Raw genomic sequence first — 13,872 nt, forward strand, 5'->3', positions numbered from 1 at the left:
CGCATGGGCCACCACGCCGACACCATCGGAGGTCACGGACAAGCCGGTAGACCACGAAGTACGCTTCACCTACGGAGTGCCTTCCGGTTCGGAAACCTTGAGTCGTCGCAAACCCAAGTTTCCCTGCTGGACAGGCACTTCCGTGCTTCTACGCGCCGATCACACCCGAGTCTCGTGAACGATCCGGGCTAGCCTAAGTGACACCAACTCAAGCGTCGGCCGCATGCCGTCGGGAAGGGGGAGGCCATGTCGGTCCTCACAAAGCAGTTCCAGGGCGCCCTGAGTGCGATCGAGCCAGGGGATGATGCCAAGCATGCTGCGTTGGCGCATGCGGAGGTTCGGCAGGTGCTCGACGCCAACGAGGGGTTCCGCAGCTGGGGGTTGGACACTCTTCTGATCGGCTCTTACAGTCGGCACGTCTCCATCCGCCGTATCAAGGACGCCGACGTCTTCTGTCAGCTTCCTGGCCTTCCCGCCGAAACCGCCTCCCAGGATTTGCTCGTCAAGTTCCTCACGGTTCTTCGGGGAGAATACGGAGATCGCGTTGTCAAGAACGACCGTTCTGTGAAAGTCGAATTCCCCGACTACGACATGCACGTCGACGTCGTTCCCGCACGTGAAGCGGGCGACGCGTGGGAGATCCCTAACAAGGACGACGGTTGGGAGGCGACCGATCCCCTCCGCTTCGGCGATCTCACGAGCGAGTGCAACGACAAGCACGGTGACTACTACGTCCCGACAGTGAAACTGCTGCGGCAGACCCGTCGAGCTCTGCTCGGCCACACGAAGCCAGGAGGTTTCTTCGTGGAGGTAGCAGCCTTCCACGCCTTCCGAGCCATCCCCGCCGATGGAGCAGCTGGTTCACCGTCGTCGATTGCGGAGTACTACACCGTGGCGTTGGAGACCATGGCCCCGCTGCTGCGCGCGCACGCTGACAGCAGCGCCCCGCTGATGAACCCCGCAGTGCCAGGACAAGAGCTCCATGTTCGGGCGACGCCATCCCAGTTCGACGCCATCGCAGCGGCCTGGGAACAGGCCGCTGATAGGGCACGCGCCGCGCTTGAGGAGATCGATGACCATGCCGCTGCTCAAACCTTCCGCGACCTGCTAGGCGTGACCTCCGCGGGTGAGGAGGTCTTCCAGGATCCCTCCAAATCCGCTGCAGCTCTCGGCGGTTCGCTAATCACTCCCGGCTACCAGAGCCTGCCCAGCGGCGACTCCCCGACCTTCGGATGAGTAACGACGCGCAGGAATTCGTCGAGGCCGCAATCCGCCGACTCGACGAGGAACTGAATCGTCGCAACTTCCGCACTGTGCGCGCTGGCGAACTCCCGAGGGACTGGGAATGGACGGGCAGGGTCGGACCCGCGCGAGAAACTGCGACCGTCACGCTGCGAGAGGGCTACCCCTACTCGGCACCCAACGTCTTCCTACCAGACAGAGCCGACACGGGCGGGTGGCACACCGCTCCTGGGGGGCTCCTGTGCCTCTGGACGGAGAACTCGCAGGCGCCCATGCCATGGCTCAACGTGCAGACCCTCATCGAGCGAGTCGAGGAATGGATTGCCGCGGCCGACGCGGGCTGGGTTGAGGACATGCCACAGCTCGACGTGGAGGCCTACAATCTGGCACACTGCGCCGTCGTTGGGGGGACTCGCACCCGCACCTGTCTGCTGATCGACCATTGGGATGACATCGCCGGAGGATGGTTCCGAGCCTCTCAGCCCGGCTCGGGTGGGGTCATGCAGCTCCAGGTTGTGAAGACGTCGCCTCCACCAGCGTCTCTACCAACCAGCACGGGTAGAAGGCCCCGAAAGAAGCACAAAGCTGACCGGTACTTGAACGGTGTCGCTGTAGAACTCGGTGCGCTGCGCGGACCCGTCTTCAGCGTGGGGGATGTCGTGGACGCCTGCCACGATCACGCACAAACGATAGGGCGATTCCTGGAGTGCGGCCGTCCCCTGCTGGTTGCAGGTCGATACGCAAGGGGCGGCGGCAGAGGCCTCATCGGTTTCTGGCTCGAGCGCGACGCTCCGCTCATGCACTTCACCCTCGCCGAGCGAGCCGACTCACAGCGCCGCAGGGCTGGATGGCATGCATCCGCACTACGTGAACACTCCGTCGCGATCATCGGTGCGGGCAGTGTGGGCTCCTATGTCACGGAGTTGCTCGACCGTAGCGGTGTCGGCGATATCAGCCTGCATGACCGCGACATGCTGCTCCCCGGCAATCTCGTCCGTCACGCGGCCACTCCCACCTTCGCGGGGAAGCTCAAGACCACGGCGGTCCGTAACTCCGCACTCCTTCGAGACCCGAAGTCCCCCATCGCTGAGGAGGGACCCCTCACGACTCTCGCTGAGGCCGTCGAACTTCTGAATTCGCGTGACCTCGTCGTCGACTGCACAGGCAGCAGCATCGTCTGGCAGATGTTGCAACAAGCCGCGAAGCTCACAAACCGCCGGTTCCTGCACGTCGCCGTCGTGGGACATGGCCAGTACGGCAGGGTTGATGTTTGCCCTCCACTTGGCGATGCTGATCCCCTTCCGCAAGACGCGCTACACGGCAGTTTCCAGGGAGAGTTCGAGACCGGATGCGGCGACCCGGTCTCACCGACACCACCGACTGCGGTCCTCGAAACGGCAAGCATGGGAGCACGGTTCGCCATCAAGATGCTCGGCGGGGAGGACATCCCGCCCGCCGGCGAGTCACGCGCCCTGTTCAAGTTGCCGTCATGAAATCGGTCACCATCTGCGCCGCAGCGTGGGAGGCCATCGAAGCGGCTGCCACACGGGCCTTGCCGCGAGAAACTGGTGGCCTACTGCTCGGTTACTACGTCGGTGATGAGGCCTGCGTAGTGCGGTGCGTCGAAGTGCGCGATCCCGACGCGTCGTCTGTGCGATACCGCCGGGACGCCGACGGTGGTACGGCTGCCCTCAAGAAGGCCATGGCCTCGCACCCGGATGGCTCGACCGGCTACGTGGGCGAGTGGCACAGCCACCCTGCCGCAAGCGGCCCAAGCACCACCGACTGCAAAGCTGTTCGTCAGCTGGCCTCCGACGGCAACCACGATGTGCTGCTCATTGTCGCAGTGAACACCGCATCGGGTTGGTGCGGCCACGCCATCAACGCGACTCCCGCCGGGGATGTTCAACCGCTCACGCTCCGTCTTGTCGACCAAAGGACCGAGGATCGCCTTGAGTACGAACATTGATCTCAACGCAGCATTCCAAGCTCGCCAACGCGCCTTATCTGCCGAACTGGGCATCCCCCTCGACTTCACCGAGCACCCCACCACGATCGGTGACGCCTCCGAGGCGAACTGGACCCGGATGCTGCGCTCCTACCTCCCAGGACGGTACGAGGTGGGTCCGGTCCAAGCCCTCGACATCACAGGCCGACAGAGCGAACAGATCGACATCGCGATCTACGACCGCCAGTACGCTCCAATCTGGTTCCAGTCACCCGCTGGGCAACGCATCGTGCCCGTAGAGAGCATCTACGCCGTCTTCGAGGTCAAGCAGGAGGTGAATGCTAGACACCTCGAGTACGCAGGGAAAAAGGCAGAATCGGTGCGCCAACTCATCCGGACCAGCGGGAAGATCGTCGACATCCACGGCACTCACCCCGGCCCCTCTCTAGACCAAAGGCCCATCCTTTCAGGGATCCTTGCCCTCCACTCAACCTGGAAGAGCGGCCTCACTGGGAGCAGCGGGCAAGCGCAAATCACGAAGCACATCGGCAATAGGCGCGTTGACATGGGGCTCGCTCTACTGGACTGCGCTTTCGACAACACGACGGCGCCCTTTAACCGGGAGATGCTAGCACCAGGGCTCCACTTTGCTCCGCCCGACACCCAACTGCTCTGGTTCTGTCTCCGGTTGTTCAGGCGCCTTCAATCCCTCGGCTCTGCCCTTGCCGTTGACCTTTCCCTGTATGAGGAAGCACTGCTGCACCCCGACTTAGCCACGAACTAGATAGCTGCCAGGGAGAATAGAGAGGGACTACTTCAGGGTGGGTGACATCTGCTCTGGCTTGCCTTCAGGCGGGCATGGGGAGGCGACGCCCCTGCCGCTGTGACCTTGGTGCAGGATCTGTGGCGGAGCCGCGGTCGGGTCGGCGCCTAATCTTTCGGGGGTGTGGACCGCCCGTCGGGTGTCTTCGAGACTTCAGTATCTGGCCGAGGAGCGCGACACTGCTCGCCAAATGGCGTTGTCCAACTCCCACGGGGTAACCGGAAGGCCGCGCCGATCGGAGAGTTCCCGGGCGATTTCGGCGAGCACTGTCCGGGCGCCGGCGACGTCCGTGACGATGCCGTGCTCGCGTAGCCAGCGCAGTACCTGCCGGTCCGGTTTCACGAGGTCGTTCGAGCCGACAAGCATCCAGAAGTAGCCCTCACGGACGCCGCTGCCGGGGATCTCTTGCAGCTTCGCGGTCACAGCACGCTGCTTCTCGGCGTCCGTCAGCACCTTCTGCGCCGAAGCCAGGTCGACCACGTCGTTCTCGAGGAGCGTGTCGCAGTAGCGCAGGACGGCCTCGGTCTTGGGAATGCCGGAGGTCGACGAGGTGCGCTGCCTGTTGTGGGTCACTTCCAGCAGGGATTCCGGGGACGGGAATCGCGACCGGAAATCGATCAGCGGTGTCGGATCGGGGCCGGGAGCATCTATCTCCGGAGTGAGTGGCTGCGCGTCTCCGCAGGCGTCGGCGACGCGTTTGACCAACGGGGCCACGACCGCGTCGTAGTTAGCGCCGATGCTCCACACGGCGTCGAGAACGCAGTAGGTCGCGCTACGCCAGCGCTGCTGGCGAGGCTGGATGTCGAGCCGGTCAGCTGCCTCCAGGGCCTCCTGAGTCACCATGTCCGCCATGGTCCTCCGCGCCGACGCTGACGCCAACGGCGCTTGTCGGCATGCACCGATGTGCCGCCCGTGTCGTCCGCAATGGGGCCGCTGCACGCTTCCCGAGCAGGAGGTCCGCTGCAGGGACGCCCCGCTTCGCCGCGCGAGGTGGTCAACCTGGATAAGGCCTCGCCTGTGACGGACTCGACGTCGCCGGCGGTAACAGGTCAGTCGCAATCGTCGCAGCGACCGGTCGCGGGCAACGTCACGTGGCAGCGTGGGCAGACCGTCGGCGGCTGGGATTCACCACGGGAGCGTCTTCCCCTGCTGAACCCGTCCAGTTCCGCTTGGGCTTGCTGAGCCTCGATCATTCGGACGACGAGGGTGAGTGGCTTCTTGCCAGCAGCGTTCCTCTTCTCCCACTTCTCCACGGCGCGTCGTGTGCTATCGACCACCTCCAAGAGCCCTCGGCAACGATGGCACACACTCCGCTTGTAGTAGCGTCCACTGGCTTTGCGACGTCGACAGACGTCGCACTTCCCAAGCGCCTTCTTTGGAGCTTGCCTCTGCGTCATCTCAGCGCGCGCCGGGGACCACGCTTCGGAGGCGCTGACGACGCGGGCACGCGTCTCCCCGCCGGTGAACAGGTGCACGCGCTGCGTCATGGGCCCTCCTCGATGCTCCTCCTTGGGTGTTATCGGGTGCGGCCAGCGATCGCTACAGAAGGCGGTGGACCGCTGCAGCAGGTCAAGTAGTGGCGTACATCGGTCCGCGCCTTGCCCGGAGTCCTGGAAACCGCCCCCAAACGGGGCAGTCGGGCCTCCTACCCGCGTCCTTCACCGACTCGGTCGATCACGTAGACCTGTCGCAGGGGGATGCGTGCTCGCCATTCTGGCGCGAGGCCGGTGTAGTACTTCAGGACGAGGTCGACGACGTCCTGACCCGATAGGAGTCGAAGCGCTTGTCGCTCTCGTTCGAGGGCGAGGGCGTCGCTGCTGTACGCGCCCAGGCTGACGAAGAGACCGAGTTCGCCTTGCGAGAGGGTGCCAATCAAGGCCTGCACATCCGGGCGGGAGCGTTGAGCGACGGAGTGTTTGCACTGCACCTTGATCATCGGCGGCTCCAGACCGAGGGGGTCACGATGAGCAATGACATCGATGCCGCCGTCGGCAACGTAGGGCGTCGTTCTGGCCTGGTACCCCATCGCCCGTAGCAGATCGGCTGTGAACTGTTCGAACTCTTCGTGCGTGAGGTCAGTCAGCAGGGTCCGAAGAACGACGTCGCGCGTGTACTGGTCCAGCTTCTCCGCGTTCGGTTCCTCGGCCGCCCACTCATCGAGGTGATGCGTGGCGTGGTCGTCTCGCAATGGGACGACCACGGCATCTGCAGGAGCGTCCACCACGGCGCCGGGGGTGAAATACGGGGCGAAGACCGAGGCGTGCTTCGACACCTGGAAGAGGGTCATGGCAGCCCCGATCTCGTACAGAGCGGACTGGGGGAAGATGCCACGTGGGACACCCCTCTGGATCCACCTGATCCGGCGACGGTGACGGTGCTCGTCGACCTCAGGATGGAACTCGTACGGCCCGTCGACGAGGCCGAAGTTCAACGTGCCGTCGGCCTTGTACGGGGAGATCACGCGGTCCCCCGGGCGCATGTCGAAGGCGAAGCGGTGCAGGATCCCGGCCCAGACGGGGATGGCGCCGGGCTTGGCGTCGGCGATGCTGTCGGCGAGGATCTGCTTGAGCTTGTCGCGGTCATCTCCGATGGCGTCGAGATCGCCGATCTCGTCCCACCCGATGCTGATGAAGCCGTCGCGGTAGAGCTGGTCCCCGAGCCGGTCGTTGTGGATGCCCCATGTGGTCATCGCGGTGTCTCGCTTCCTGTCACTGTGTCGGGACGCGTTCGAAGATGTCGTGGAATCCGGCGAACGTGGCAAGCACTCCCTCACATGCGGCTCGGTCATGCACCACCAGGCCGAGTTCGATGTTGTGATGCTCGGCGCTCTTAGAGAAGTTCGCGCTCATCACGATGAGGTACTGGTGGTCGACGGCGATGAACTTCGCGTGCGTCCGGACGGTGGTCCCCTGCCACGGAACGGTGCGGTAGACCCGCGCGGGAGCCAGCGTGGCTGCGACGTCGCGGGTAGTCGGCTTCCAACCGGCGGGACTCTCGTCCGCCGCGTCGTGGTCCATGTAGACCTGCACGTCCAGTCCGGGACGCCCGGCGGCCGTCTTGAGTGCCTCCCAGAGCGCTGAAGACCGCTGGAAGTTGTAGGTCGCGCAGATGACGGATTCGCGGGCGTTATCGATGTATTGATGCAACGTGCTTGTGAGCTGCCCCGCCCCGACGAGGTTATCGGGCGCCGTCCAGACGGGCGAGACGATCAGCGACGATGCGCGTGCGCCCTCGACGGCCCGTAGCACCGAGACCAGCGTGTGGCGGTCATCGGCGAGCCCGGACTGCTCGATCAGCGCCATGATGTACGGGGCCCGGGATGGCGCGAGGCTGCCCCGCACCGTCGATATCGGCAGTGCCGCCTCGACCTGGTCGGCCATCTGCTTGGCCTCGGCGCCGGTGAGGTAGCTCGCCAGCTCACGGACACCGTCTCCCGTGGTGGGCATGTCAGTCGCCGAAGAACGCCAGGCCGTCTTCCGCACCCGGCAGCCGGATGAGGAAGCGGCGGTCGAGGAATCGGTTGGCCCGTTCGCACGAGGTCTCCGAGGCCATGACGCAGCAGTGACAGGCCGCTCCGTGGAGGAAGTCCTCGGGTTCCTTGGGGGTGCGCCGCGCGCAGATCGGGTCGGAGGAACACCGTCGGGCCTGCGTCAACGCCTTGCTCATGAGGTCGGCCAGCAGGTCTGGCTCTGAGAGCCGGACCAGGCCGCCGAGAGTGCCGTCGCTGTCGGAGGCCGTCGTGCAGATGAGGACGCCCGCTGCGGCCGGTCGGTCTCCGGAGGCATCCCAGGCGTAGATCCGCTCGTTGATGCTGGCGGCCCCGTACCCGCTGCTCATCGCCATCTCTCGGAACAGGATGTGCGCGAAGGTGTGCACGAGCCAATAGCGTGGCCCCGGCAACCGGTCGTCGGGATCGACCTCGGCGGCCGTCTCGGAGAAGCGGTTGCGGTAGTTGCGGGCGTGCGCCTCGCGGTGGGCCCGCCACGTCGCGGTGTCCCGCACCCGTGCCTCCCACGCCGCGACCATGTCCTCGTCGAACTGCAGGAAGACCCCCTCGCCCCGGTCCTCGGTGGCCGCGACCCACGACGGTTGCGGGTTGTCGGTGAGCGGCACGAGTCGGGTGCCCAGGTCGTTGACGCGGTCCATGTCGTCGACGCGGGTGAATCCCACAAGGGCGTTGACCTTACGGAGTCGGTCAACGGCCAGGACGCGGCTGATTCCCGGAGGCATCTGGGGCGAGAGCGCACGCGGGGAGAGGGTCAACCCGCTGCGGTCGTCATCGTGGCCGGATGAGAGCGGATCCTTCTGCAGGTAGCGCCACTCTGGCACGAGAAGGTCGACCGGATCCCACTTCTCGAACCGCTCGACCTTCTCCTCCAAGCTGGCCTCGGGTGCCATGACGTGCTCCAGCAGCTCCGCGAGGTCGTCGTCGGAGCGGCCCTCGAGGTCGATGACTCCCTTGAGGAACTTCCGGAAGAACTTCACCTGCCCGACGTATTCGGCTGGGTCGTCATCGGGGTCCTTGGCGAAGGCCGCCCTCACGGCGTCGACGTCGTCGGCACGCTTCTGTGCCTCGTCGTGCCGCGGCATGACGATGGCCGAAGCGAGAGCGGGAAACCACAGGTTCGATGCGCCGACCAGCATGAGGCGAGGTTCCCGGTTGCAGCCACCGGGCGTGAAGCCGTCGAGATGCGGGTGTCTGCCGCGGCACTTGGGCAGTCGTGCGCGACCGGCCTCGCCCTGCGCCTGGTTCATCGGTCGTTGGGCACCGCAGGAGTCGCACCGGATCGTCGCCGAGGCGCCGCGTCCACCGGAGTGGTCGATCATCTTGAGGATCGGTGCATCGGCCTTCGGACAGCGACTCCCCTCGTGGACCCACCATTCATACGGGAACTCGTCCAGGTGGCCGTCGATGCAGGTCAGCAAGTAGCGGGCAGTGACGGCGGGTTGCCGCTTGACCTTGCCGGACTTTGCCGACCTACTCCCGCCGGCAACACCCGCTCGGCGGGGGCGACCCGGGCACCCGACATGTTCGAAGATAGCCTGGTCTGGCCGGTAAGGGTTGGTGTTGGCGTACTCGAACGCAGCGATGGGCGCGAGCCGGTCACAGCCGGTGCACCGCAGCCATTGCGGGAAGATTCGGGCCGGTATGCCGAGATCCTTGCCCTCGTCACCGAAGAGCGTCGCGTTGGCCTCATGCGGGAAGGGGCGCAGCTCGTCGACGCGGTGCTTGAGCAGGGTGCGGACCGACTCCAGCAGCGCCGGGGCGTAGATGGACGGCGTTCCCTCGCGCCGGGCCCAGATGCGTTCCCAGTCCTGCAGTCCGGCGGGCATGACGGTGAAGTGCGGCAGATCCATGACCGAGCCGGGCCCGTAGGTGTAGAGCAGCGACGACGGGCGAGCCGAGCCGACCTTGGCCCGGTTCTTCTTCGTACCGGCGTCCTTCTGTGCGGCCGCGTCGTCCAGGGGTGTCAGCGGTTGGAGGCTGTGCGCGGTGACGATGCTCCGGTAGGACGGCTGCGCGCTCATGCGTTGTCTCCCGTCGGTTGGGCGGTCCACACCGGCGTGTCCGGGCTCGGGTGCCACAGGAGTCGTTCCTTCTTGGGGCTGACCAGGAGGTTGATCTCCGGCTGGATCTCACGCATCGAATTGGCGACGACGAATGGAGGGCCAGTCTGGGCAACCGCGGACGACTCAACATCCTCTGCGCTGCGCAAGAGCGCGGCGTACGAACTCGCGTCCTTGAACTTCTCGTACGCGAGGGCCTTGTTCTCGACCTCGCTGACGTGCCTCTGCCGCTTCTGCCAGTTGCCCAGGCTCGCCTCGAGTCGCTGACGGACAGCACTCTCAGTCCCGGGCTCGGGCGAGGCGGCGACGGCACGAGCGACGAAGCGGTCGATGAGAGCCTGAGCCCGCGACACGGCGCCCCCGTCCTTGATCCGCCACGCGGCGAGCTCGGGTGAGAGGCCATCCGGGACAGGCGCTTCAAGGACCCGCACCGCGCTGACCAGCGCGCCGTCCAAGCCGCGATCGAGCGAGGTCGCCGAGAACGGCGTCACCGACAACGGCTCGACCTGCGAGTAGAACGTCTCGTGGTAGTGCCGGAACGCCTCATAGTGGGCCAGGTCCCGGGGCCGGGCCCAGTTGCCAAGCGTCACGACCAGCCCGGGCCGTTTCGGATCACGGCCGACGCGTGAGGAGGCCTGGATGTACTCGGCCGTGTTCTTCGGCTGACCCACCATGAGCATCAGCCCGAGCCGGGTGACGTCCACACCGACCTGCAGCATCGACGTCGCCAGGACCACGTCGTAGGGCGGCTTGGTGGCCCGCTGCGGCACGGGCTTCTTCTCATCGAGGAGCCGGCGGATGGACTCACGAGCCGCGGTGGAGTCGATCGCCGGGTCGAAGGTCAGCGCCATCTGGTCGAGGGTGTCGGTGATGGCCGTGCCCGAGACGCGGCTGGTGAGTTCGTCGAGGTTGAGCGCCCCGAATCCGGTGCCGATGCGGCGTGGGAGCCCGATGCCGCGCCGTCCCTTGGCCAACGCGGTCTGCACGTCGTCCTGCACGTACCGGCTCATGCCGGCGAGCTCGCGCGTGGCGTTGAAGTACCCGACGAGCGTCATATATGGGTCGGCGGCCTCCCCCTGCCGGTCGAGGAGGAGCTGCGCCCCGGCCATGAGGACCTCGGCGACGCGGATCTCGGCGGTGGTGAGGCGCACACCCGTGGTGCTGACACCGATGTACCGCCGCCCCGGCCTGTCCGGCGTGACTCTCACCTCGTGGGAGAAGTACGTGTCGGCCGCGTCGAGCACGCGGGGCGGGAAGAGCAGGGGCATGCGTCCGTAGAGACGCTTGCTCTGCTGGGCGGCATTGCGGACCGTCGCCGTGGAGGCCACGATGAGCGGTTTGGCCGTGGCACCGTCGGCCGTCCGCCACGTCGTGAGGGCGTCGATCGCCATCTCGAAGAGCCCGACCGTGGTGCCGAGAGCGCCGGTGATGAGGTGCAACTCGTCCTGGATGATCAGGTCGATCGGCCGCAGCCGCGACACCGGCACAGTCGTGGCCGCGGGGAGCCCGTCGGTCGCGTTGTGTGACGTCGAGCCGTTGCACACCTTGTCGTCGGGGTGGACGTAGCCGTGGCGCGAACACTTCCGCGAGACGTATCCGAAGAGGCTCGCCGCCTCACCCTCACGGGCGAGCCGCGCGAACTTGTCGACGGTTGCGATGACGAACGCCGGCGCGAGACGGTAGATCTCTTCGTCCACCGTGAGAATCGGCAGGCCCTCCTCGACGCCGCCGCCGCGGGAGAAGGGGCAGTCGCCGAGTTCCTCGCCGCAGTGGACGTAGACCCGGCCGGCCTTCTTGTCGACCTGCACGTTCTTGGACGAGATCGCCGAACCGCACCACGGGCAGCGCTTGACCTGCAGCACCGTCAGGCGATGCCCACGCCCCTCGTTGACCTTCTCCAGCTCGGCAGCCGCCTCGGCGACGCGCTTCGGGGAGACGCTCGTGCCGACCCACAGCCCGATCCGGAAGGGCTCGGTGCCCCATGTGGCCTCGTCCTTGCGGCGTTCGAGTTCGGCGGCGCAGACGAGGGCGGCCGCGCGCTGGAACTGCTGGGCCGTGAGCAGGCGCAGCGTGTACCGCATGAGTACCGTCACTCCCGCGCCGCCGTCGAGAGGTCCGTCGGGGCTGTCGATGACGCCCTGAAGTCGGCGGATCGCGAAGGCGAACGCCGCGAGCCCGAGGTAGGCCTCGGTCTTGCCACCACCGGTCGGGAAGAACAGCAGCTCGACGCGGGCGAGGTTGTCGGCCGATCGGCGCGAGTACGACGGCTCGCACAGTCCCTTGACCTGCATGAGGATGAAGGCGAGCTGGAACGTGCGCCACGAGTGGGCTTTGGGGCCCCGCGCGGCGATGCGCTCCTCGGCGTCATCGATGTCGAGGGCGGGATCGGAGATACGTTCCGAGGCGATCTGGGTACGGATGCGTTGGTCCGCCATGACCGAGTTCATGAACGCGAAGCAGCGTCGGGCATCCTCGTGGGTCAGCAGGTGGTCGAGGCCCTCGGCGAGTTGGGCGTGGACGTACGCCGCCTCGTCGATGGCGTCGCGTGCGGTGGCGCGCAAATGGGCAGGGAGATCAGCGGCTTCGGTCTTCTTCGTGTCGAGCCAGTCGGCGTAGCCGTCGACGATCGGATGCAGGCCCGCGTCGAGTCCCTCGGTGTCGGCTGCTGCGAGGGCCCGCATGTCGAGGACTGCACCCGGGGTCTCGCCGGCAAGGGTCTGCGGGGTCTCGCTCGAGGGCAACCACGTCGTACGGACGAGTCGCGCCCGCCGCGCACCCGTGTCGGCAACCCAGTCAGCCGAGCAGGTCCGGCCGATGGCGTACTCCAACAGGTCGCGATACTGCAGGTCGAGACGCCTGCGTTCCTCGTCACCGGTAGGGCGCTCGGCGTCGAGCAGCGCGTCGTGGACCGGCAAGAAGACGGCCGCCTGGGAGCCGTCGGCGGCCTCGACGGAAAGAGCGGTCTGAAACATCCACGCGTTGATCGGGATCCTTCGCGGCGTCTCCCGGTCGTTGCACAGGGCAATCTCGATGATCCGGCGGCAGCGTTCCACGTCCTCACATCGGTCGGTCTGGGCGTCGACCCGCAGCACGACGTCGTCGTCGATGGGCATGTCGGTGGTCGTGCCATCTACGAGGGCCGTGATGTCGAGGGTGATGGCGTGGTCGTGGTGCTGCCGCCGGAAGACACGCTCCTTGCGGTCGGTGCCGGGGATGAGCTGGTCCGTGCTCTCCGGCTCGTAGGTGCCCCAACTCGCCCGGACAGTCACCGCGGCCACGTCGAGAGGAACCTGGAAGCGCAGACCCATCGACGCAGGAATCATGAGTCCCCGCTTGACGGGCGCATCCTCGGCAGCGTCCTCCTCCGCGTCGACCGTCGTCTCATCGACACTGGGCAGCGGCACACCCCGGGAAGCCCGAGCGTCGACGTCATCACCGACGTCGATCGTCGAATCCGGGTTGTCACTGCCCTCGGCGTCAGGTGCATCGCCCTGGGCGTGAACCTTCGCCGGAGCGATCCGTCCTAGGAGGTAACGCGTGTCCGGCGGCATGAGGAGCACCTCGTCGGCGCCATCTGCGGGGCCGAGCAGCTCACGCTGCAGAATGTCCCCGAGGTTCTCTCGGGCAGCCCACGAACTGTCTTGGCCCCCGATTCTCAGTTTGTAAGACGGGAAGACTGGCCGCGCCATCACGCATTCCCCTCCCGAAGGTCATGAGACTCTATGTTGCCGCCAGCGTAAGGGCGCAGAGCAGCACGACGATGGTTCTCCCCGAGTAGTCGAGCGAATATCTCTTCTCTCGCCGCTTCCCCGACTGACCACCTGGGCACATTTCGGTACACGTTGAATCCGTAGTCCAAAGTCATGTCCGACCACGCATATGAAGCCAAGACGGTTTGATCGACATTAATGTGGACTTGACGAAGTCTTTCCGCGTCCACATCAGACGAGCGGGGGTCATTCACCAACTTGTAGAGCTTTTCAATCCCGAGACCTCGACGCTTCATGATTTCCGATCGGATCACATTAAGTTCTCGCCCCGCATCACGCATCGGTTCGGTGAAATGCGGGAATGGGAAAGTGGTGAAGACGTCGGAGGGTGTGTATCGAGGCGCCTTTCCGAGCGCCAGTCCATACCGCAAAATCCACAGCTGATGAAACGTCGAGGCTAGGAGGCTTATTCACCGCAGCTCAAGCACCCAATAAGGACGGCATGAACCACAATTAAAGCAGAGGCAAGGCGCGGCGCGCCTACATGACGGACGGCTCCTTTCTTGACACGATTTGGGTTA

9 protein-coding genes are annotated in these 13,872 nt (G+C 65.7%); 4 read left to right on the forward strand and 5 right to left on the reverse strand.

The features are described from left to right. The first annotated feature begins 246 nt into the window (after positions 1-246). From ICW24_RS18775 to ICW24_RS18790, 4 genes are read left to right on the forward strand one after another with little or no spacing between them, the layout of a single operon-like run. Positions 247-1,236 (forward strand): nucleotidyltransferase domain-containing protein, encoded by a 990-nt coding sequence (locus tag ICW24_RS18775; RefSeq protein WP_226347252.1) that lies wholly within the window; start codon positions 247-249, stop codon positions 1,234-1,236. After that, positions 1,233-2,735: a ThiF family adenylyltransferase gene (locus ICW24_RS18780; protein ID WP_226347253.1), complete on the forward strand. Its 1,503-nt coding sequence runs from the start codon at positions 1,233-1,235 to the stop codon at positions 2,733-2,735. The genes ICW24_RS18775 and ICW24_RS18780 overlap by 4 nt, the downstream gene beginning before the upstream one ends. Beyond that, positions 2,732-3,211, forward strand: coding sequence for a M67 family metallopeptidase (locus tag ICW24_RS18785; RefSeq protein ID WP_226347254.1), 480 nt, complete (start codon positions 2,732-2,734; stop codon positions 3,209-3,211). The genes ICW24_RS18780 and ICW24_RS18785 overlap by 4 nt, the downstream gene beginning before the upstream one ends. After that, positions 3,195-3,974, forward strand: coding sequence for a DUF6602 domain-containing protein (locus ICW24_RS18790; protein WP_226347255.1), 780 nt, complete (start codon positions 3,195-3,197; stop codon positions 3,972-3,974). The genes ICW24_RS18785 and ICW24_RS18790 overlap by 17 nt, the downstream gene beginning before the upstream one ends. A 192-nt stretch (positions 3,975-4,166) precedes the next feature. On the opposite strand, the gene ICW24_RS18795 is transcribed toward ICW24_RS18790, so the two are convergent. The 5 genes from ICW24_RS18795 to drmA all read right to left on the reverse strand — a co-directional run bounded on the left by ICW24_RS18795 (position 4,167) and on the right by drmA (position 13,270). After that, positions 4,167-4,856: a DUF8548 family protein gene (locus ICW24_RS18795; protein WP_226347256.1), complete on the reverse strand. Its 690-nt coding sequence runs from the start codon at positions 4,854-4,856 to the stop codon at positions 4,167-4,169. A gap of 802 nt (positions 4,857-5,658) precedes the next feature. Beyond that, the gene (locus ICW24_RS18800; RefSeq protein ID WP_226347257.1) at positions 5,659-6,702 is read right to left on the reverse strand and encodes a restriction endonuclease; all 1,044 of its coding nucleotides are present in this window, start codon (positions 6,700-6,702) and stop codon (positions 5,659-5,661) included. A 19-nt stretch (positions 6,703-6,721) separates the two neighbouring features. Continuing rightward, complete coding sequence (gene drmC, locus ICW24_RS18805; RefSeq protein WP_226347258.1) at positions 6,722-7,459, reverse strand: DISARM system phospholipase D-like protein DrmC; 738 nt, start codon at positions 7,457-7,459, stop codon at positions 6,722-6,724. A 1-nt stretch (position 7,460) separates the two neighbouring features. After that, positions 7,461-9,542 (reverse strand): DrmB family protein, encoded by a 2,082-nt coding sequence (drmB, locus tag ICW24_RS18810; protein WP_226347259.1) that lies wholly within the window; start codon positions 9,540-9,542, stop codon positions 7,461-7,463. After that, positions 9,539-13,270, reverse strand: a complete 3,732-nt coding sequence (gene drmA / locus ICW24_RS18815) for a DISARM system helicase DrmA (protein ID WP_226347260.1) — start codon at positions 13,268-13,270, stop codon at positions 9,539-9,541. The genes drmB and drmA overlap by 4 nt, the downstream gene beginning before the upstream one ends. Positions 13,271-13,872: the final 602 nt, after the last annotated feature.

Origin of the sequence: Agilicoccus flavus (assembly GCF_014857905.1) — a bacterium.
In the GTDB taxonomy this organism is placed as follows: Bacteria; Actinomycetota; Actinomycetes; order Actinomycetales; family Dermatophilaceae; genus Agilicoccus; species Agilicoccus flavus.

What these genes read in the sequence shown, in the direction of transcription:
- ICW24_RS18800 (WP_226347257.1), bottom strand. Translation starts at nt 6,702, where the DNA reads ATGACCACATGGGGCATCCACAACGACCGGCTCGGGGACCAGCTCTAC.
- ICW24_RS18780 (WP_226347253.1), top strand. Translation starts at nt 1,233, where the DNA reads ATGAGTAACGACGCGCAGGAATTCGTCGAGGCCGCAATCCGCCGACTC.
- ICW24_RS18785 (WP_226347254.1), top strand. Translation starts at nt 2,732, where the DNA reads ATGAAATCGGTCACCATCTGCGCCGCAGCGTGGGAGGCCATCGAAGCG.
- drmA (WP_226347260.1), bottom strand. Translation starts at nt 13,270, where the DNA reads ATGGCGCGGCCAGTCTTCCCGTCTTACAAACTGAGAATCGGGGGCCAA.
- drmB (WP_226347259.1), bottom strand. Translation starts at nt 9,542, where the DNA reads ATGAGCGCGCAGCCGTCCTACCGGAGCATCGTCACCGCGCACAGCCTC.
- drmC (WP_226347258.1), bottom strand. Translation starts at nt 7,459, where the DNA reads ATGCCCACCACGGGAGACGGTGTCCGTGAGCTGGCGAGCTACCTCACC.
- ICW24_RS18775 (WP_226347252.1), top strand. Translation starts at nt 247, where the DNA reads ATGTCGGTCCTCACAAAGCAGTTCCAGGGCGCCCTGAGTGCGATCGAG.
- ICW24_RS18795 (WP_226347256.1), bottom strand. Translation starts at nt 4,856, where the DNA reads ATGGTGACTCAGGAGGCCCTGGAGGCAGCTGACCGGCTCGACATCCAG.